14 protein-coding genes are annotated in these 21,257 nt (G+C 63.5%); 10 read left to right on the top strand and 4 right to left on the bottom strand.

The genetic code is table 11. The features are described from left to right. Positions 1–70: 70 nt before the first annotated feature. From NKJ37_RS01050 to NKJ37_RS01005, 10 genes are all read left to right on the top strand, one after another. Positions 71–967, top strand: coding sequence for a class II glutamine amidotransferase (locus NKJ37_RS01050; RefSeq protein ID WP_023808738.1), 897 nt, complete (start codon positions 71–73; stop codon positions 965–967). 4 nt (positions 968–971) lie between these two features. Then, positions 972–1,697 carry a GltB/FmdC/FwdC-like GXGXG domain-containing protein gene (locus tag NKJ37_RS01045; protein ID WP_023808739.1) on the top strand — a complete coding sequence of 242 codons (726 nt, stop codon included), beginning with the start codon at positions 972–974 and terminating at the stop codon, positions 1,695–1,697. Between the two features lie 6 nt (positions 1,698–1,703). Further along, positions 1,704–3,032: an FMN-binding glutamate synthase family protein gene (locus tag NKJ37_RS01040; protein ID WP_023808740.1), complete on the top strand. Its 1,329-nt coding sequence runs from the start codon at positions 1,704–1,706 to the stop codon at positions 3,030–3,032. 62 nt (positions 3,033–3,094) lie between these two features. After that, positions 3,095–4,402, top strand: coding sequence for a type III glutamate--ammonia ligase (gene glnT / locus NKJ37_RS01035; RefSeq protein WP_352440034.1), 1,308 nt, complete (start codon positions 3,095–3,097; stop codon positions 4,400–4,402). Between the two features lie 36 nt (positions 4,403–4,438). Beyond that, a complete protein-coding gene (locus NKJ37_RS01030; protein ID WP_127270293.1) occupies positions 4,439–5,692 on the top strand; it encodes a sarcosine oxidase subunit beta family protein in 1,254 nt (417 codons plus the stop codon). Positions 5,693–5,709: 17 nt separating this feature from the next. Beyond that, a complete protein-coding gene (locus tag NKJ37_RS01025) occupies positions 5,710–5,985 on the top strand; it encodes a sarcosine oxidase subunit delta (RefSeq protein WP_352440035.1) in 276 nt (91 codons plus the stop codon). Next, positions 5,985–8,966 carry a sarcosine oxidase subunit alpha gene (locus NKJ37_RS01020; protein WP_352440036.1) on the top strand — a complete coding sequence of 994 codons (2,982 nt, stop codon included), beginning with the start codon at positions 5,985–5,987 and terminating at the stop codon, positions 8,964–8,966. Before NKJ37_RS01025 ends, NKJ37_RS01020 begins: the two co-directional genes overlap by 1 nt. Continuing rightward, the gene (locus NKJ37_RS01015; protein ID WP_023808744.1) at positions 8,959–9,588 is read left to right on the top strand and encodes a sarcosine oxidase subunit gamma; all 630 of its coding nucleotides are present in this window, start codon (positions 8,959–8,961) and stop codon (positions 9,586–9,588) included. Before NKJ37_RS01020 ends, NKJ37_RS01015 begins: the two co-directional genes overlap by 8 nt. Before the next feature lie 142 nt (positions 9,589–9,730). Continuing rightward, positions 9,731–12,100, top strand: a complete 2,370-nt coding sequence (locus NKJ37_RS01010) for a trimethylamine N-oxide demethylase (protein WP_352772224.1) — start codon at positions 9,731–9,733, stop codon at positions 12,098–12,100. A gap of 388 nt (positions 12,101–12,488) precedes the next feature. Then, positions 12,489–14,198: a trimethylamine N-oxide permease gene (locus NKJ37_RS01005; RefSeq protein WP_128302425.1), complete on the top strand. Its 1,710-nt coding sequence runs from the start codon at positions 12,489–12,491 to the stop codon at positions 14,196–14,198. 68 nt (positions 14,199–14,266) lie between these two features. Here NKJ37_RS01005 and NKJ37_RS01000 read toward each other — a convergent pair whose 3' ends face one another. The 4 genes from NKJ37_RS01000 to NKJ37_RS00985 all read right to left on the bottom strand — a co-directional run bounded on the left by NKJ37_RS01000 (position 14,267) and on the right by NKJ37_RS00985 (position 21,252). Then, positions 14,267–17,413, bottom strand: coding sequence for an efflux RND transporter permease subunit (locus NKJ37_RS01000; RefSeq protein ID WP_352628552.1), 3,147 nt, complete (start codon positions 17,411–17,413; stop codon positions 14,267–14,269). 199 nt (positions 17,414–17,612) lie between these two features. Then, positions 17,613–18,764: an efflux RND transporter periplasmic adaptor subunit gene (locus NKJ37_RS00995; RefSeq protein WP_352628549.1), complete on the bottom strand. Its 1,152-nt coding sequence runs from the start codon at positions 18,762–18,764 to the stop codon at positions 17,613–17,615. A gap of 56 nt (positions 18,765–18,820) precedes the next feature. Then, the gene (locus NKJ37_RS00990) at positions 18,821–19,426 is read right to left on the bottom strand and encodes a TetR/AcrR family transcriptional regulator (protein ID WP_352609368.1); all 606 of its coding nucleotides are present in this window, start codon (positions 19,424–19,426) and stop codon (positions 18,821–18,823) included. A 185-nt stretch (positions 19,427–19,611) separates the two neighbouring features. Then, positions 19,612–21,252 (bottom strand): acyl-CoA synthetase, encoded by a 1,641-nt coding sequence (locus tag NKJ37_RS00985; RefSeq protein ID WP_352628547.1) that lies wholly within the window; start codon positions 21,250–21,252, stop codon positions 19,612–19,614. Positions 21,253–21,257 lie beyond the last annotated feature (5 nt).

Genomic DNA, 21,257 nt, shown 5'->3' with positions numbered 1-21,257 from the left:
GTGCAACTCATTCGATACATCCTCTCTTAGCTACAAACGATCTCTTAGCTACAAACATCGGGAGGCTGACATGTGTGGAATTGTCGGACTGTTTTTGAAGGACAAGTCGCTGGAGCCCCAGCTTGGCGCGATGCTGTCGCAGATGCTGATCTCGCTCAGCGATCGCGGTCCCGACAGCGCCGGCATTGCCATCTATGGCGCGCCTTCCAAAAATGAGGCCAAGATCACCATTCAGTCGGCCAAGCCGGACCGCGATTTCCGCGGCCTCGAGGCGGAGCTCGCCAAGGCCATCGGCACCCCGGTGACGATCGCGGTGAAATCCACCCATGCGGTCGTCAGGACCACGCCCGCCAAGATCGATGAAGCGCGCGAAACCATCCAGACGCTGCGCCCCGACATCCGCATCATGGGCGCCGGCGACGTTGTCGAGATCTACAAGGAAGTTGGCCTGCCCGAGGCGGTCGTCGATCGCTTCGATGTCCGCAAGATGACCGGCACACATGGCATTGGCCACACCCGGATGGCGACGGAATCGGCTGTGACGACAATGGGCGCGCATCCGTTCTCGACCGGCGCCGACCAGTGCCTTGTGCACAATGGCTCGCTGTCGAACCACAACAATGTCCGCCGCGAGTTGATCCGCGAAGGCATGAAATTCGAGACCGAGAACGACACTGAAGTGGCCGCCGCCTATCTCTCGTCGCAGATGGCGCATGGCAAGAATCTCGGCGAAGCGCTGGAAGGCACGCTCTCCGACCTCGACGGCTTCTTCACCTTCGTCGTCGGCACCAAGAACGGCTTTGGCGTGGTGCGCGATCCGATCGCCTGCAAGCCCGCCGTGATGGCCGAGACCGACCAGTATGTCGCCTTCGGCTCGGAATATCGCGCGCTGACCAAACTGCCTGGCATAGACAATGCGAGGGTCTGGGAACCCGAACCCGCAACCGTCTATTTCTGGGAGCATTGAATTCATGCCGGCAACCACGCTTTCAAAGACGGCAGCACACGACCCTCGGGTCTTCGATCTCGACCAATTGTCGCTGCGTGAACTCAACCAGGCGCTGCACAATCTGGCTCCCGGCTCGAACGAAACGGCATGGGAAGTGCTGAACCCGAAAGGCAGCCATTCGGTCGCCGTCGGCGTCGACCAGCCTGTTGCCATCGATGTGCGCGGCAGCGTCGGCTATTATTGCGGCGGCATGAATTCCGGCAGCACCATCACCGTGCACGGCTCGGCGGGTCCCGGCGTCGGCGAGAACATGATGTCGGGCTCGATCACCATCAAAGGCGACGCCAGCCAGTATGCCGGCGCCACCGGCAAGGGCGGCCTGCTGGTCATCGAAGGCAATGCGTCGTCGCGCTGCGGCATTTCGATGAAGGGCATCGACATCGTCGTGCACGGCAATATCGGCCACATGTCGGCCTTCATGGCGCAGTCGGGCAATCTGGTGGTGCTGGGCGATGCCGGCGACGCGCTGGGCGATTCCATCTACGAGGCGCGTCTCTTCGTGCGCGGCAAGGTCGACAGCCTGGGTGCCGACTGTATCGCCAAGGAGATGCGGGCCGAGCATCTGGAATTGCTGCAAGGCCTGCTCGACCGTGCCGGCGTCACCGGCGTCAAGCCGTCGGAGTTCAAGCGCTACGGCTCGGCGCGCACGCTCTACAATTTCAATATCGACAACGCCGACGCGTATTGAGGCAGCATGACCTATCGCAACCCGCCGACGACGCCGCGCAAATCCGCGACCTTCGACGACTATACGCTTTCCGAGATCCGCCGTGCGGCGGCGACCGGCATCTATGACATCCGTGGCGCCGGCGCCAAGCGCAAGCTGCCGCATTTCGACGACCTCCTGTTCCTCGGCGCCTCGATCTCGCGTTATCCGCTCGAAGGCTATCGCGAACGCTGCGACACATCGGTCGTGCTGGGTTCACGCCATGCCAAGAAGCCGATCGAGCTGAAGATCCCGATCACCATCGCCGGCATGAGCTTCGGTTCGCTGTCGGGGCCCGCCAAGGAAGCGCTCGGGCGCGGCGCCACACTGTCGGGCACCTCGACCACCACCGGCGATGGCGGCATGACCGAGGAAGAGCGCGGCCATTCCAAGCAGCTGGTCTATCAATACCTGCCGTCGCGCTATGGCATGAACCTGCGCGATCTGCGCCGTGCCGATGCGATCGAAGTCGTCGTCGGCCAGGGCGCCAAGCCGGGTGGCGGCGGCATGCTGCTTGGCCAGAAGATTTCCGACCGCGTCGCCGAAATGCGCACGCTGCCGAAGGGCATCGACCAGCGCTCGGCCTCGCGCCATCCGGACTGGACGGGTCCCGACGATCTCGAGATCAAGATCCTCGAATTGCGCGAAATCACAGACTGGGAAAAGCCGATCTACGTCAAGGTCGGCGGTGCCCGGCCCTACTATGACACGGCGCTTGCCGTGAAGGCCGGCGCCGATGTCGTCGTCGTCGACGGCATGCAGGGCGGCACCGCCGCGACACAGGAGGTGTTCATCGAAAATGTCGGCATGCCGACGCTTGCCTGCATCAGGCCGGCGGTGCAGGCGCTGCAGGATCTCGGCATGCACCGCAAGGTGCAGTTGATCGTCTCCGGCGGCATCCGCAACGGCGCCGATGTCGCCAAGGCGCTGGCGCTCGGCGTCGACGCGGTCTCGATCGGCACGGCCGCCCTTGTCGCGCTCGGCGACAACGATCCCCGCTGGGAGGCGGAGTATAACGAGCTCGGCACCACGGCCGGCGCCTATGACGACTGGCACGAGGGGCGCGACCCCGCAGGCATCACCACGCAGGACCCCGAACTGATGAAGCGGGTCGACCCGGTGGCCGCCGGACGCCGGCTGGCGAACTACCTCAAGGTGATGACGCTGGAAGCGCAGACCATCGCCCGTGCCTGCGGCAAGAACAGCCTGCACAATCTGGAACCCGAGGACCTCGTCGCGCTGACGATCGAGGCAGCCGCCATGGCCGGCGTACCGCTGGCCGGCACCAACTGGATACCGGGGAAGAACGGCTTCTAATCAATGAAGGGCCGAAGCCCACACGCTCTGGGGCCACAATCGACAAAAAATGGGGAACTTCCGTGACAGTTGATCTTGCTGAATTCGCAAGGGCGAAAAACGTCAAATATTTCATGATTTCCTACACTGACCTGTTCAGTGGCCAGCGTGCCAAGCTGGTGCCGGCGCAAGCCATCGCCGACATGCAGAAGGATGGCGCCGGCTTTGCCGGTTTCGCCACCTGGCTTGATCTGACGCCAGCGCATCCCGACATGCTGGCGGTTCCGGATCCGGATTCGGTGATCCAGCTGCCGTGGAAGCCTGAGGTCGCCTGGGTCGCGGCCAACTGCATCATGGACGACAAGGAGGTCGACCAGGCGCCGCGCAACACGCTGAAGCGGCTGATCGCGGAGGCCGCCAGCGACGGCATGCATGTCAAGACCGGCGTCGAGGCCGAGTTCTTCCTGATCTCGCCGGACGGCAAGACGATTTCCGACGAATACGACACGGCCTCAAAGCCCTGCTACGACCAGCAAGCTGTGATGCGCCGCTATGACGTCATCGCCGAGATCTGCGACCACATGCTGGCGCTCGGCTGGGGCGCCTACCAGAACGACCACGAGGATGCCAACGGCCAATTCGAGATGAACTGGGCCTTCGACGACGCGCTGGCGACCGCCGACAAGCACTCGTTCTTCAAATTCATGGTCAAGTCGATCGCCGAGAAGCACGGCCTGCGCGCGACGTTCATGCCCAAACCCTTCCAGGGCCTGACCGGCAATGGCTGCCATGCCCATATCTCGGTCTGGGACAAATCGGGCAAGACCAACGTCTTCGCCGACAATGCGATGGAGCTTGGCCTGTCGGCCAAGGGCCGGAATTTCCTCGGCGGCATCATGAAGCATGCTTCCGCGCTTGCCGCGATCACCAACCCGACGGTCAATTCCTACAAGCGCATCAATGCGCCGCGCACCATTTCGGGCGCCACCTGGGCGCCGAACACGGTGACCTGGACCGGCAACAACCGCACCCACATGGTGCGCGTGCCCGGCCCCGGCCGCTTCGAACTGCGGCTGCCGGATGGTGCTGCCAACCCTTATCTGCTGCAGGCGGTTATCATCGCCGCCGGCCTCGACGGCATCCGCTCGAAGGCAGATCCCGGCAAGCGCTACGACATCGACATGTACCAGCATGGGCACACGGTGAAGGGCGCGCCAAAACTGCCGCTCAATCTGCTCGACGCGCTGCGCGAGTTCGACAAGGACAAATCGCTCAAGGCGGCGCTGGGTGAGGAATTCTCGTCGGCCTACCTAAAGCTGAAGCACCAGGAATGGAATTCCTATGCTTCGCACTTCACGCAATGGGAGCGCGACCACACGCTGGATATCTGACCACCAGCGCGGTGCGAGCGACCTCGGAATGAACGTATGAAATATTCGATCTTTTCGCTCGCCCGTGCTGCCCTGTCCGGCCACAAGAATTGGCAACGCACCTGGCGCGACGCCACGCCGAAGGACCGCTACGATGTGGTGATCATCGGCGGTGGCGGCCATGGCCTTGCCACCGCCTGGTTTCTCGCCAGCGAGTACGGCATCAAGAATGTTGCCGTGCTCGAAAAAGGCTGGATCGGCTCCGGCAATGCCGGCCGCAACACCACCATCATCCGCTCCAATTACGGCCTGCCAGGCAATACCGGCTTTTACGAATTGTCGATGAAGCTGTGGGAGCGGATGGAGCAGGACCTCAACTACAATGCAATGGTCAGCCAGCGCGGCGTCATCAACCTCTACCACTCCGACGCACAGCGCGACGCTTATGCGCGGCGCGGCAACACCATGCGTATCAACGGCATCGACGCCGAACTGCTCGACCTCGCTGCCGTCAAGAAGATGATACCGTTCCTGAACTTCGACAATGCGCGCTTTCCCGTGCAAGGCGGGCTGTTGCAGCGACGCGGCGGCACGGCGCGGCACGATGCTGTTGTCTGGGGCTATGCGCATGCGGCGAGCGAACTCGGCGTCGACATCATCCAGAATTGCGAAGTCACCGGCTTCGTCAGGGACGCCAATGGCAAGGTGACCGGCGTCGAGACGTCGCGCGGCAAGATCGGCGCCGGCAAGGTCGGTATGGCTGTTGCCGGAAGTTCATCGCGCGTCGCGGCGATGGCCGGCCTGCGCCTGCCCATCGAAAGCCATGTGCTGCAGGCCTTCGTCTCCGAGGCGATCAAGCCGCTCATCCCTGGTGTCATGACCTTCGGCGCCGGCCATTTCTACGTCAGCCAGTCCGACAAGGGCGGGCTGGTGTTCGGCGGCGACATAGACGGCTACAATTCCTATGCCCAGCGCGGCAATATGCCTGTCATGGAGGACGTCTGCGAGGGCGGCATGGCGCTGATGCCGATGATCGGCCGCGTGCGCTTGCTGCGCCAGTGGGGCGGCATCATGGACATGTCGATGGACGGTTCGCCGATCATCGACAAGACGCCGGTCGACGGGCTCTATCTCAACGCCGGCTGGTGCTATGGCGGCTTCAAGGCGACGCCGGGCTCCGGCTTCGTCTTTGCCCATCTTCTTGCGCGCGACGAATCGCACGAAGAAGCCGCGCGGTTCCGCCTCGACCGGTTCCGGACTGGCGCCATGATCGACGAAAAGGGCCAGGGCGCCCAACCGAACCTGCATTGAAGGCGGTCTAGAACAGCATGCGCATTGTCTGTCCCTTCTGCGGTGAACGCGAACTCGGCGAGTTCACCTATCTCGGCGACGCCAAGCCTGTGCGGCCCGAAGCCGGCGCCTCGGAAGACGAGGTCTTCGACTATGTCTATCTGCGCGACAATGTCGCCGGACAGACCAGCGAACACTGGTACCATGGCGGGGGTTGCCGGGCCTGGCTGAAGGTCACCCGCAACACGCTGACGCACGAGATTTCCGCCGTTGAGCCGGCGGCGGGTGCCGGCGCCGCGAAAGTCGGTGCGTGATGGCCGGCGCGCAGACACACCGGCTCGGCAATGGCGGTCTCATCGACCGGTCGGCGCCGCTGAACTTCCGCTTCGACGGCAAGGCTTTCTCCGGCTTCCAGGGCGACACGCTGGCCTCGGCGCTGATCGCCAATGGCGTCAAGCTGGTCGGCCGCTCGTTCAAATACCATCGCCCGCGCGGTATTCTCACCGCCGGTTCGGAAGAACCCAACGCATTGGTCGAGTTGCGCACGGGTGCACGGCGCGAGCCGAACACCAAGGCCACCACGGCCGAGCTTTATGAAGGGCTTGAAGCCGCGAGCCAGAACCGCTGGCCATCGCTGCGCCACGATATGATGTCGGTCAACCAGTTGTTCGCGCCGATCTTCGTCGCCGGCTTCTACTACAAGACCTTCATGTGGCCGGCGAAATTCTGGGAAGCAATCTACGAGCCGGCGATCCGTCGCGCCGCCGGCCTTGGCCGCGCCGCAGGCGTCGCCGATCCGGACCACTACGACAAGGCATGGGCGCATTGCGATGTGCTGATCGCCGGTTCAGGCCCGGCCGGTTTGGCCGCGGCATTGGCAGCCGGCCGCGCTGGTGCCCGCGTCATCCTGTGCGAAGAGGATTTTGTCCCCGGCGGCCGCCTGCTGTCGGATGACGGCACGATCGATGGTGTGCCGGCAGCCGAATGGCTGTCGCGGACGCTGGCTGAACTGGCTGATATGCCGGACGTCCGCATCATGACCCGCACGGCACTATTCGGCGTCTACGATGGCGGTACCTATGGCGCGATCGAGCGAGTCAACGACCACCTGCCCTCGCCGCCCGAGCATCAGGTGCGCCAGCGGCTGTGGCGGATCGTGGCCAAGCGCTGCGTTGTCGCGGCCGGCGCCATCGAACGGCCGATCGTCTTTGCCGGCAACGACACGCCCGGTGTGATGATGGCGTCCGCCATGCGCACCTATGTCGCGCGCTATGCGGCGACACCGGCGAAGCGCCTCGCGCTGTTCACCAACAATGAGGATGGCTGGCGCACTGTCGAGACGGCACTCGGTGCCGGTCTGCAGATCGCGGCGGTCATCGATGCACGGTCCGAAGTATCGCCGGCGCATCGTTCGCTGGCCTCCAAGGGCGGCTTCCCGGTGCTGCACGGTTCCGTCAGTGGCGTCGATGGCGGCAAGGATGGGGTCAGGAAAATCGCGGTGTCGCTGACCGGCGGCGCGCGCGCCGAAGTCGAAGCCGACGGGCTCGCCGTCTCGGGCGGCTGGAACCCGGCGGTTGGGCTGACCTCCTATCATCGCGGCCGGCCGAAATGGCGTGACGACATTGCCGCCTTCGTGCCCGACGGCGCGCCCTCCGGCATGGTCGCCGCCGGCGCCGCCAATGGCGATTTCGGGCTCGGCGCCTGCCTGAGCCAGGGATTTGCCGCCGGCGCGGCAGCGGCGCGTGACACGGGACATAGCGGCACAGTGGGTACCGCGCCTTTCGCCGACGACGAGGCATTCTCGCTGACGCCGCTCTGGCACGTCGCCGGCAAGGGCAAGGCTTTTGTCGATTACCAGCACGACGTCACCGCCTCTGACATCGAACTGGCGCAACGCGAAGGCTTTGAATCCGTCGAACACCTGAAGCGCTACACGACGCTCGGCATGGCCACCGACCAGGGCAAGACCTCTAATGTCGCCGGCCTTGCCATCATGGCCGCGGTCAGCGGCCGTTCGATCCCCGAGACCGGCACGACGATCTACCGGCCGCCTTACGTGCCGGTCGCCATCGGCGCCTTCGCCGGCCATCACCGCGACGAGACGTTCCATGCGACGCGGCTGACGCCGTCGCACCACTGGGCCGTGGAACAAGGTGCTGTCTTCGTCGACACCGGCCTGTGGAAGCGGGCACAGTGGTACCCCCGCGCGGGCGAGAAGGACTGGCTGGAATCGGTGACCCGCGAGGTCAAGGCGGTGCGCGGTGGCGTCGGCTTCTGCGATGTCTCGACGCTCGGCAAGATCGACGTGCACGGCCCCGATGCCGGCGCCTTCCTGGATCGCGTCTACATCAACACCTTCTCCAGCCTCGCAGTTGGCAAGGCGCGCTATGGGCTGATGCTGCGCGAGGACGGCATCGTCTATGACGACGGCACGACGTCGCGGCTGGCCGAGGACCATTATTTCCTGACCACCACCACGGCCAAGGCCGGGCTGGTGATGCAGCATCTCGAATTCTGCCGCCAGGTGCTGTTCCCGGAGCTCGACGTGCAGCTCACTTCCGTCTCCGACCAGTGGGCGCAATTCTCGATCGCCGGGCCGAAGACACGCGACCTGCTGAGGGAAATCGTCGATCCGACCGAGGACCTTTCCAACGAAGGCTTTCCATTCATGGGCGCGCGCGAAGTAGCACTTCGCGGGGGCCTGAGGGCAAGGCTGTTCCGCATCTCGTTCTCAGGCGAGATGGCTTTCGAGATTTCGGTGCCGGCGCGCTTTGGCGATGCCATGGCGCGCAATTTGATGCTGGCCGGAGCGCCATTCGGCGTGACGCCTTACGGCACCGAGGCGCTCGGTGTCATGCGCGTTGAAAAGGGTCACGTCGCCGGACCGGAACTGAGCGGCACGACGACAGCCGCCGATCTTGGCCTCGGCAAAATGATGTCGACCAAGAAGGATTTCATCGGCCGCGTGATGGCCGGACGCGAGGCACTGATCGCCCCGGATCGCCAGGTCGTGGTCGGCATCAAGCCGACCGACAAGGGCCGCCGCTTGCGCTCTGGCGCGCACATCATCCCGAAGGGTCAGACGCCCGGCCCCGGCAACGACCAGGGCTATGTCACCTCGGTCTGCTTCTCGCCGACGTTGGATCAGTGGATCGGGCTCGCGCTTGTCGAACGCGGCCGCGAGCGCATCGGCGAGATCGTCCACGCGCATGATCCATTGCGCGGCGAAGACTACGATGTCGAACTCTGCAATCCCGTCTTCTACGATCCGGATGGAGGGCGTCAGCGTGGTTGATTTTTCCTGGACTCCCCGCAGTCCGCTTGAAAAAGCGCTTGTCACCGGTGCGCATGGTGCACGCGGTATCGAGGCTGGCGTCTCGCTGACCGAGGTTCGCAATTTTGATCCGATCCAGGTGATGGCGCGGCGCGGCAAAGGAGCCGAACTGGCAAAGGCGACTAGGACCCGCTTCGGCATCGCGGCACCGGATGCGCCGAAGGCGGTACAAACTCCGGATGCCACGCTGATCTGGTCGGGGCCGGATCAGTTCTTGATCCTGTCGAAAAGTGGCAAGCACACGATGTGGACGCTGGCGCCGGCATTCACCGGTCCCGCTTCGCTATCGGACCAGTCGCATGCACGCGCGTTGATCAGCGTTTCCGGAATCCAGGCGCGCGCCATGCTCGCCAAGCTGTCGTCGATCGACCTGCATGCCGCCTCGTTTCCGATTGGTGCCGCTGCTGCGACGTCGATGGACCACACCAGCGTCACGCTCTGGCGCGGGAATGATCGGCCGGATGGCCTGGCGGTGTTCAACCTCCTGGTGTTCGCGACCTTTGCCGAAAGCCTTTGGCATACGATGCTCGACTCGGCTGCGGAGTACGGCGTTACGGTCAGCCATTCCGAGGATTTCGAATAGCGTTTGCGCGCGCCCCACCTTCTCCCTTGGGGGAGAAGGGAAGAAGTGCGCTTCGCCTTGCCAAACGCACGCGCACTGCTATTCTTACCGCTAAAATAATTTCACACACAGGCAAACTTGTTTCTCGAACCGCAAGGCTGAGATGAGCCAGTCGCCCTACCCCGCAATTGCCGCCGGACCGCCGCGGCCGAGCCTCATCCTGAGGCCCGGCCAGATCGCGCTGCCGCCGGGCATGGAGCGTTATACGATCCATGGCAATGGCGCGGTGCTCATCGATATCATGGCCGGCGACACGATCACCGTGCGCAATGTCGAGGGTGGCCAGGCCTGCGAGTTGCTGGCCTGGGACAGGACCGGCGCGACCGATCCCGGCATTTTCGGTGAAGCATCGGACAGCAACGCTGCCGGCATCAAGGCGCTGCTCATAGAGGACGACGACAGCCTCGCATCGCTACGGAGCGGGCTCGCGCGCCGGCAGGTGCAGCTTGACCATGCCAAGGCGGTGCGGGTGTTCGGCGCCACTACGCCTGCCGGTACAGAACAAACATTCACGGTCACGCGTGACGGCTCGATGCTGATTGCGGCCCCCGGCGGGCCGATGCTGGTCGACGGTCACGACACGGCGACGCCGCTGACCGCCATCGTTCGCCGCGCCACGATCCGCCCGGCGGCGAAATCGCTGTTGGCGGACCCGCTGGCCGACCCGGTGCTCGATTTGCGTGTCCATTCGGCGACGGCGGAGGCCTATTTCGTCAAGGCCGGTGACTATCTGCAGATCATCGATGTCGACGGCCGCCAGTGCACCGACTTCCAGTGCTTTTCGGCGCGCAAGCTGGACAGGGGACTGGATCATCCGCTCGACGTGACGACAACGCGCACGCTGATGGGTGCGAGCTACCCGATGCCCGGCCTGCATTCCAAATACTATGACCAGGACATGGAGCCGCTGGTCGAGGTGGTGCAGGACACATGCGGTCGGCACGACGCCTTCGCGCTCGCCTGCGCCGCCAAATATTACGACGACATCGGCTATCCCGGCCACACCAACTGCTCTGAGAACTTTAATCGCGCGTTGTTGGACAAAGGCGTCACGCCCCGCGCCGGCTGGATGGCGATCAACTTCTTCTTCAACACCGCGATCGACGCGCATGGCGTCATGGTGTCCGACGAGCCGTGGTCGCGGGCGGGCGACTACGTGCTGCTGCGGGCGCTCACCGACATCGTCTGCGTTTCCTCCGCCTGCCCCGACGACACGACGCCGGCCAATGGCTGGAACCCGACCGACATCCATGTGCGGACCTATTCCGGCCAGCACAAATTCTCGCGAGCGATCGCCAGACGCATGACGCCCGATTCGGAACCGAAAATGACCCGCGAGACAGCTTTTCATTCGAGCTTTGCCAAGCACACCCGCAACTTCGGCGAGTACAGGGGCTATTGGCTGGCCAATTCCTTCGCCAAGGACGGGCCGATCGCCGAATACTGGGCCTGCCGGCAGGACGCGGTGATCATGGACCTGTCGCCGCTGCGCAAGTTCGAGGTTACCGGTCCGGATTCCGAAGCGCTGCTGCAATACACGCTGACCCGCGACGTCAAGAAGCTGGGCGTCGGCCAGGTGGTCTACTCGGCGATGTGCTACGAGCATGGCGGCATGGTCGACGACGGCACCCTGCTGCGGCTCGGCAAGGACAATTTCCGCTGGGTCGGCGGCGACGATCTGTCCGGCGAATGGCTGCGCGAGACGGCCGCCAAGCTGGGTCTCAACGTGCTGGTGCGCTCGTCGACCGACCAGATGCACAATGTCGCCGTGCAGGGTCCGAAGAGCCGCGACATCCTGCGAGAAGTGATCTGGACTTCGCCATTGCAGCCATCGATCGACGAACTCGAATGGTTCCGCTTCGCCGTCGCCCGCATTGGTGGCGGCAACGGCATTCCGGTCGTGGTCTCGCGCACCGGCTATACCGGCGAGCTCGGCTACGAGATCTGGTGCCATCCGCGCGACGCCGAAAAAGTGTTCGACGCCATCTGGGAAGCCGGCCAGTCGCATGGACTGAAGCCGATGGGGCTGCAGGCGCTGGACATGGTGCGCATCGAGGCCGGGCTGATCTTCGCCGGCTACGAATTCTCCGACCAGACCGACCCGTTCGAGGCCGGCATCGGCTTCACCGTGCCGCTGAAGAGCAAGACCGACGATTTCATCGGCCGCGAAGCGCTGATCCGCCGCAAGGAGCACCCGCAGACGAAGCTGGTCGGCCTCGACATCGAGGCCAATGTCGACGTCGGCCATGGCGATTGCGTGCATGTCGGCCGCGCCCAGATCGGCGTGGTCACGTCGGGCATGCGTTCTCCGATGCTGAACAAGACCATCGCGCTGGCCAGGCTCGACGTCACCCATTCAGCTGTCGGTACCGAGGTCGAGATCGGCAAGCTCGACGGCCATGCCAAGCGGCTGCCGGCGCGCGTCGTCGCCTTCGCCCACTACGATCCGCAAAAGACCAAACCACGCTCCTGACGGCCTTCCTCCCAAGACAGTGAGGCCGTGCTGGCAGTTCGTGATAGGAATTTTTTCTTGACCTGCTGAGGGCAGCTATGCTACATATTCGTCCATGGTGCTGATTTGCGCCGCGACCCGCCTCCGGCGGGTTTTTCGTTTCCAGACCCCTGGTCCTTTTCCGAACAATCCTGCCCGCCAGTGTGAAGCTGACATGTTTCGCAAGCGGGATGTGCACGGCGCGACAATTCGCTTGACCTGAAAGCGCGCCGGATCAATCTTCACTGTTAAGAAAAAAATACGACTGAGTGGAAACACCGGCAGTCGAACAATGCATGCGTCGATGGTGAAGCCTCGCGAAGCCGCGGCGGTCACGAACGGGGAACATCAAAATGGGGAACAAAGACATATGAGCACGATAGTGACTGTCCTGGAGCCGCTTGCCGAAGGCAAGTTGCACCGAAATATCGACTGGCGCGGCGCCTTCTGGGTGGCGAGCGGTGTGCCTGCCCTCGTCCTGTTCTCGATCGGCGGCATTGCCGGCACGACCGGCACGCTGGCCTTCGCGATCTGGATCTTCTCCATGATCATGGGCTTCCTGCAATCCTTCACCTATGCCGAAATCGCCGGCCTGTTTCCGAACAAGTCGGGCGGCGCGTCGATCTACGGCGCCACCGCATGGCTGCGCTATTCCAAGTTCATCGCGCCGCTGTCGGTGTGGTGCAACTGGTTCGCCTGGTCGCCGGTGCTATCGCTCGGCTGCTCGATCGCCGCCGCCTATATCCTCAACGCGTTGGCGCCGGTGCCGCTGTTCACCGATGCCTCGCCCGAAGTCGTCGCCTATATCGCCGCGCATGCCGGGACGAGTGCCGCCGACGCCATCACGGCGGTGACCGCCGCGGCAACGCCGGTGATCCGCAACTGGACGCTCTACAGCCACACGCTGGGGCCGGTCTCGTTCACCCTCAACGCGACCTTCTTCATCGGTGCGGTGCTGATGCTGATCATCTTCGCCATCCAGCATCGCGGCATCCTCGGCACTGCCAACGTGCAGAAATATATCGGCCTGCTGGTCATCATTCCGATGCTGATCGTCGGCGTGGTGCCGATCGTCACCGGCCAGATCAACTGGGCGAATTTCTCGCCGCTGGTGCCGCTGGCGGCCGCCTATGCGCCCGAACCCGGCGCCTGGAACATTGCCGGCTGGACGCTGGTGCTTGGCGGCATGTTCATCGCCGCTTGGTCGACCTACGGTTTCGAGACCGCCGTCTGCTACACCTCGGAGTTCAAGAACCCGGGCACCGACACGTTCAAGGCGATCTTCTATTCCGGCCTTTTGTGCATGCTGCTGTTCATCCTGGTGCCGTTCACCTTCCAGGGCGTGCTTGGCCTCAACGGCATGCTGGCGACACCGATCGTCGACGGCTCCGGTGTCGCCGACGCGCTGGCCGGCATGGTCGGCGGCGGCGCACTGATCCACAGCCTCTTGGTGATGCTGATGATCCTGGCTCTGGTTCTGTGCATCATGACCGCCATGGCAGGCTCTTCGCGCACGCTCTACCAGGGCTCGGTCGATGGCTGGCTGCCGCGCTATCTCAGCCATGTCAACGAACATGGCGCGCCGACGCGGGCAATGTGGACCGATCTCGTCTTCAACCTGATCGTGCTGGCCATCGCCTCTGCCGACGCGACGAGCTTCTTCTTCATCCTCGCCGTGTCGAACTGCGGCTATATCATCTTCAACTTCCTCAACCTCAACGCCGGCTGGATCCACCGCATCGACAACGGCCATATCGCCCGGCCCTGGAAAGCACCGAGCTGGTTGCTCGGCGTCGGCGCGATCTTCGCCTATGTCAACATGATCTTCATGGGCGCCGGCGCCAAGGTGTGGAACCCGATGGCGCTGTGGGCCGGCCTGATCACCGCGGCCCTGATCATCCCGGTGTTCTGCTTCCGCCACTATATCCAGGACAAGGGCAAGTTCCCCGACCACATGCTGGCCGATCTCGGCATGACGGGGGCCGACCTCTCGGTCAAAAAGGCGGGGATGCTGCCTTATCTGACGCTGGTCGCCGGCGTGGTGGTGATGCTGCTCGCCAACTGGTTCTTCGTCATCTGACCTCGTAAAAGTGAAAAGGACCGGGCGCGCTTCGGCGCGTCCGATCCTTTTCGACTGGCGTGATCGATCTATTCGGCGGCCAGCGCCAGTTGCGGCTTTTCGGCTTCCTGGCTCAGTTCCAGATCGTCCGTCCGCCCCTCCGCCCCGCGCTTCTTCGGCTCCCGGCCGAAGAACAGGGCGTAACCGGCCGGCAGGACCAGGATGGTCAGCACCGTGGCAACGAGGATGCCGCCCATCATGGCGTAGGCGAGCGGACCCCAGAAGACGCCGCGCGAGATCGGGATCAGCGCCAGCACCGCCGTCAGCGCCGTCAGCGTGATCGGCCGGAAACGGCGAACGGCCGAACCGATGATCGCCTCGTAGCGGTCCATGCCCGCGGCGATGTCCTGGTCGATCTGGTCGACCAGGATGATCGAGTTGCGCATAATGATGCCGAGCAGCGCGATGACGCCGAGAATGGCGACGAAGCCGAACGGCGCGCCGCTGATCAAGAGTGCCGCGGCAGCACCGATAATGCCAAGCGGACCGGTCGCCAGCACCAGCATCGCCTTGCCGAAGTTCTGCAGCTGGATCATCAAAAGCACGACGATGACGGCCAGCATGATCGGCGCCTTGGCGGCGATCGAAGCTTGGCTTTCCGCCGAATCCTCCGCACCGCCCTGGATCTCGACCTTGTAGCCGGGCGCCAATCCGTCACGCAGGCCCTGCATATCCTTGTACAGTTTGGTGACGACGTCATTGGACTGCACGCCGTCGGGCAGCGTTGCCCGCACACTGATGGTCGGCAGACGGTCGCGGCGCCACTCGATGCCTTGCTCCAGCACCGGCACCACCTTGGCAACCTGCGACAGCGGCACGAAGCCACCGAAGTCGGTCGGGATATAGACCGAGTCGACCGAGGACAGCAGGCTGCGGCTGGCATCCGGCTCGCGGGCGACGATGGACACCGTCTCCTCGCCGTCGCGGAAGTCGTCGAGCGGCGCGCCGGACATCGCCGCCTGCAGCATCTGGCGGATGCGCTGCGAGGTGACGCCGAGTGCGCGGGCACGATCCTGGTCGATGACCAGCTTCATCGCCGGAACCGGCTCCAGCCAGTCATCATGCACGGCGCCAAGCAGCGGATCCTCGCGGAACTTCGCCTTCACCTGGTCGGCGATGCGGCGCACCTCCTGGCGATCCGGCCCCATGACGCGCATCTGCACCGGCCAGCCGGTCGGCGGGCCGAGGAACAGACGATCGACTTTGGCACGGATGGATGGGAAGTCTTGCGCCAGGACGGTGCGCAACTTGGCGATCAGCCGTTCGCGGGCCGGTTCGTCATTAGCCATGACGAGCAGCTGGGCGAAGTTGGGGTTGCTCAGCTGCTGGTCGAGCGGCAGGAAGAAGCGCGGCGCGCCTTCGCCGATATAGGTGGCGATGAAACGCTTGTCCTTGTCGTCCATCATCTTGGTTTCGAGCGCCTTGGCCTGCGCCTCGACTTCCTTGATGCTGGTGCCTTCCGGCAGCCAAAGGTCGACAAGGATTTCCGGCCGCGACGATTGCGGGAAGAAGTTCTGCGGAATGAACTGGAAAGCCCACAGGCTGGTGCCGAAGGTGACCAGCGTCATCACCAGGACGATGATGCGATGGCGCACGGCCCAGCTGACGGTAGCACGAAGCCGGCGGTAGAAACGTGTGTCGAAGACATCGTGATGGCTGCCGGCATGCTTGCGCTGCTTGAGGATCATGTTGCCGAGCCATGGCGTGAAATAGACCGCGACGAACCAGGAGACGATCAGCGCGATGCCGACGACATAGAACAGGGTGCGGACATATTCGCCGGCGGTCGAGGCCGCGAAGCCGACCGGAATGAAGCCGGCTGTGGTGATCAGCGTGCCGGTCAGCATCGGGAAGGCGGTCGAGGAATAGGCGAAGCTCGCCGCCTCGACCTTGACCATCCCCTCCTCCAGCTTGCGCTCCATCATCTCGACGACGATCATCGCGTCGTCGACCAGAAGACCGAGCGCGATGATCAGCGCGCCGAGCGAGATGCGCTGCAGGTCGATGCCGAGTTCGTACATGATGGCGAAGGTCGCAGCCAGCACCAGCGGGATGGCGATGGCGATGACCAGGCCGGAACGCCAGCCTATCGACAGGAACGAGACGACGAGCACGATCAGCAGCGCTTCGCCAAGCGCATGCATGAACTCGGCCACCGCATCGGTGACGACGCCGGGCTGGTCGGAGATCTGGTCGACCGCAACGCCGTAGGGCAGCGCCTCTTCGAAGCGCTTGTAGGTGGCCTCGACATCCTTGCCGACGTCGGTAACCTTGAAGCCCTTGGCCATGACGACGCCCAACTGCACGCTGTCGTGACCGTTAAAGCGGTATTTGCGCTGGAACGGATCTTCCAGCCCCGAGGTCACCGTGGCGATGTCGCCCAGCCTTGTGACCTGTCCGCCGGCGCGCAGGCGCAGGTTCCGGATATCCTCGACCTTGCCGACATCGCCCTCGACGGAGATGCGTACCGAGTTGGTGCCGGTATCGACGGAGCCGGCCGGGTCGACATTGTTCTGTCCCTTGATCGCATTCTGCAGATCGGTCAGCGTCAGGCCGCGTTCGGCCAGGGCCTTGGACGAGACGTCGATATAGAGCTTTTCCGGCTGGTCGCCGATGATGACGGCCTTCTCGACGCCAGGCGTCGTCAAAAGCATGTCGCGCGCCTGGATGGCGAACTTCTTCAGCTCGGGATAGCTGAAGCCATCGCCGCTGATCGAATGCAGCGTGATGAAGGTGTCGCCGAACTCGTCGTTGAAATAGGGGCCGAGCAGACCTTGCGGCAAGTCACCGGCAATGTCACCGACCTTCTTGCGCACCTGGTAGAAAGCGTCCGTCACCTCGGCGGTGTTGGTGTCGCCCTTGATCTGCACAGTGATGATGGCGCTGCCGGCGCGGGTGAAGGAGCGCACGAAATCGAGATGCGGCGTTTCCTGCAGCTTGCGTTCGATCTTGTTGACGACCTGGTCTTCCATCTCCTTGATCGAGGAGCCCGGCCAGATCGCCTGGACGACCATGATCCGGAAGGTGAAATCGGGATCTTCCTTCTGGCCCATACGCATCAGGCCGAGCGCGCCGGAAATGATGATCAGGCCGAACAGGAACCGCGCAATGGCGGGATGGCCGATTGCCCAGCGCGACAGGTTGAAGGGCCGCTTCTCTTCCGTGGAATTGGTCATCGACGCTGGTCCATCTATCTAGCGCAACAAAATCGAGGGTTCGTAGTGGCTTCCGGGCGGCAAGGCTCTCCGAGAGGAGAAACGCTCATCGCGGTGGGACGCGAAATCGACGTGGGGGTTACATCAATCGAGCGTCTCGGTCGGGCGCCTGCCGCCCGGAAACCAGCGACTGCGGGAACGCGCAGCCGGTTGTCTGTCGTCAGCGCACCTGCTTGGCGTCGCCGTCTGCCGCGGATGCCGATTGCAGCGCCGTCTCACCGGCGAGCTTCACCTTCAGGTTTTCGGTCATGAATTGCGTGCCGGCGGCGACCACGACATCGCCGGGGTTCAAACCCTCTGCGACACGCACCCCATCGGCGGCGAATTCGGCGACCTTGATCGGACGGGCATGAACGGTGTCGGCGCCACGATTGACGGTCCAGACGATCGATTGCGTGCCTTGCTCGGCCAGTGCGCTCAGCGGGATCGAGACCAGCTGCCGCTCATTGGCCGCCGAGGCTTCGATGCTGGCGGTCATGCCGAGCAGCACACGCGGATCGTTGGGCAGGCTGACGCGGACGGCAAAGGTGCGTGACTGCGGATCGGCGCTGCCGGCGACTTCGCGGACCTTGCCATCGAGCGCCAGCGCATCGTCGGACCAGAAGCCCGCCTTGACGGCCTTGCCCGGCTTGAATTCGGCGATTTCCATTTCGGGAACGGCGATCAGCACTTCCTTTTCGCCGTCGACGGCGACAGTGACAACCGGCGTGCCGGAACCGACCACCTGGCCGACGTCGGCGCTGACCGTGGTGACGATGCCATCCCTGTCGGCCTTGAGATCGGTATAACCGACCTGGTTCTTCGCCTGAGCAAGTGTCGAAAGGGCGGAATCACGGGTGGCGACCGCTTGGTCATAGGTCAAGGTCGCCTGTTCGAGTTGTGATTTCGGGGCAAAATTCTTGGCAAAAAGCTGCTCGGCACGCTTGCGGGCAAGCTCCACGGTCTCGACCTGCCGCTCGGCGGCATCGAGCGCTGCCTGCGCGCTCTTGACCGAAAGGTCGTAGTCAATGGGATCGATGCGGGCGAGCACATCGCCCGAGGCCACATGCTGGCCGATGTCGACGAGGCGCTCGGTGATCTTGCCATTGACGCGAAACGCCAGAGCGCTCTCGGTGCGGGCCCGCACCGACCCGGAATATGAGAGCATGCGGGTGTCATGCGCCTTCGCGATCTCGACAACCTTGACCGGGCGGATGATATCCTTGACTTCGGCTTTTTCCTGGCTGCAGCCGGCAAGCCCGAGAGTGGCGGTGACAAGCAGCACCGGGCCTACAGCCGGCAACCTGCTGATGATTGAACTGAACGAAGACACGCGCGTACTCCCGAAATGGAGATGAATCGTTGAAACCGGCGCCCGGCGGGCGGAGGCTACTTCAAGGCCTTGATTGCATAGTCGATGAGGTCGTGAGGCATTGCCCGGTTGGTCTTGGCAAGGCATTGCGCCACCATCTGCGGATGACACAGGATGACGGTCGCAGCGCCGAAGCAGCGCGACGCGGTCACCGGGTCCTGTTGTCTGAACTCACCGGCCTCGATCCCGTCGCGGATCACCTCCGCAAACAGGTCGTGGATGCTGTCGACATGCTTGTCGATCACCCCCCAATCCCGTTCGAGGGCGACGATGACCATCTCGTGGACCTTCTGGTCGTCGAGCATGACCTCCATCGTCATCTTGTATTGCGCATGCACGTAACGCCGGAGCCGCTCCTCGGCGCTGATCGGCAGGCGCGAAATCTCGTAGGCCATCTTGTAGCTCGCGCCGAGCATCCGGCCGCAGACGGCCTGGTGGATTTCGACCTTGGAGGCGAAGAAACGGTAGATGTTGGCCGGCGACATGCCGAGCTCACGCGCAACGTCGGCGACATTGGTCTTGCCGTAGCCATAGTGCCGGAACAGGCGCTCGGCGCAATCAAGAATGCGCGTTACATTTTCCTGTCGGGCGGCTTCGGCGACTATGGTGGTGGCTTCGGACATGATCCACTGTCAATTTACGAGTGACGAATTTCGATTTTCATCACTCGTAAATTGAAAAGAGCGACCTGTCAACGCGGATTCGATGTACGCGTACGAATGGTGACAGATGGTGACAGTGACCGACGAAAGTCGCGGAGGCTTTGCCTAATCGCAAAAGTCGTAACTGGAGGAGAGAAGCGAGGAGCTTAAGTCCCCCTCGCCATCTCGCGCAACCGGAATTTCTGGATCTTGCCGGTCGAGGTCTTCGGGATTTCGGCGAAGGTGACCGCCTTCGGCACCTTGAACCGGGCAAGCAGCGCGCGGCAGTGATCGATGATCTCGGCTTCGGTCGCGACCTTGCCGGGCTTCAGCTCGACATAGGCAACAGGCACCTCGCCCCATTTGTCATCGGGCCTGGCGACGACGCCGCAAGAGGCAACCGACGGGTGCTTGTAGAGCGCGTCCTCGACCTCGATAGAGGAAATGTTCTCACCACCGGAGATGATGATGTCCTTGGAGCGGTCCTTGAGCTGGATGTAGCCATCGGGGTGCATGACGCCGAGATCGCCGGAATGGAACCAGCCGCCGGCGAAGGCTTTGTCGCTCGCCTTGCGGTTTTTCAGGTAGCCCTTCATGACGATGTTGCCGCGGAACATGACCTCGCCGATGGTCTCACCATCGGCCGGTGTCGTCCGCATCGTCTCGGGGTCCATGACCGTCAGGCCTTCGAGCGCTGCATAGCGCACGCCCTGCCGCGCCTTCCTGGCGCTGCGCTCACCCTTTTCGAGATCGTCCCAGGCGCCATGCCATTCGTTGACCACCGCCGGGCCATAGGTCTCGGTCAGGCCGTAGAGATGGGTGACGGCAAAGCCGGCATCCGCCATGCCGGACAGCACGGCTTCCGGTGGCGGAGCTGCCGCGGTGTTGAAGGTGACCGTTTGCGGGAATTCGCGCTTGTCCTCGTCTCTGGCATTGATCAGCACCGACATGACGACCGGGGCGCCGCAGAGATGGGTGACGCCGCGATCGGCAATCGCATCGTAGATCGGCTTCGGCCGCACCCAGCGCAGGCAGACATGGGTGCCGGCCTGAACAGCAAGCGTCCAGGGAAAGCACCAGCCATTGCAGTGGAACATCGGCAGCGTCCAGAGATAGACCGCGTGCTTGGCCATGCCGGCATGAATGGTGTTGGTGTAGGCCATCAGCGCGGCACCGCGATGGTGGTAGACGACGCCCTTCGGATTGCCTGTCGTTCCGGAAGTGTAGTTGAGCGAGATGGCGTCCCACTCGTCGTCGGGCATCGACCAGGCGAAATCCTCGGCGCCGCCTGCAACAAACGCCTCATAGTCCAGCGTGCCAACCCGCTCGCCCTTCGGATACGGCGCGTCATCGGCGTATTCGGGATCGTCATAGTCGATGACCAGCGGCTTGACCTTGGTCAGTTCCAGGGCCTGCTTGACGACACTGGAGAATTCGCGGTCGACGATCAGCACCTTGGTCTCGGCATGATCGAGCTGGAAGGCGACGACCGCGGCATCGAGGCGAGTGTTGAGCGAATGCAGCACCGCTTTGGTCATCGGCACTCCGAAATGCGCCTCCAGCATCGGCGGCGTGTTTGACAGCATGACGGTGACGGTGTCGCCCTTGCCGATGCCGCGCCTGTCGAGCGCCGAGGCAAGCTTCAGCGAGCGCTGCCAGAAAGTGCGATAGTCGATGCGCTGGCGGCCATGGATGATGGCGATATGGTCGGGATAGGTCTTGGCCGCGCGCTCCAGATAGGTGAGCGGTGTCAACGGCTGATGGTTGGCCGCGTTCTTGTCGAGATCCTGTTCGTAAGGACTGCCCATCCCAT

The sequence above is a fragment of the Mesorhizobium sp. M0140 genome (assembly GCF_040322475.1).
In the GTDB taxonomy this organism is placed as follows: Bacteria; Pseudomonadota; Alphaproteobacteria; order Rhizobiales; family Rhizobiaceae; genus Mesorhizobium.
This window is presented reverse-complemented; position numbering and strand designations above follow the sequence as displayed.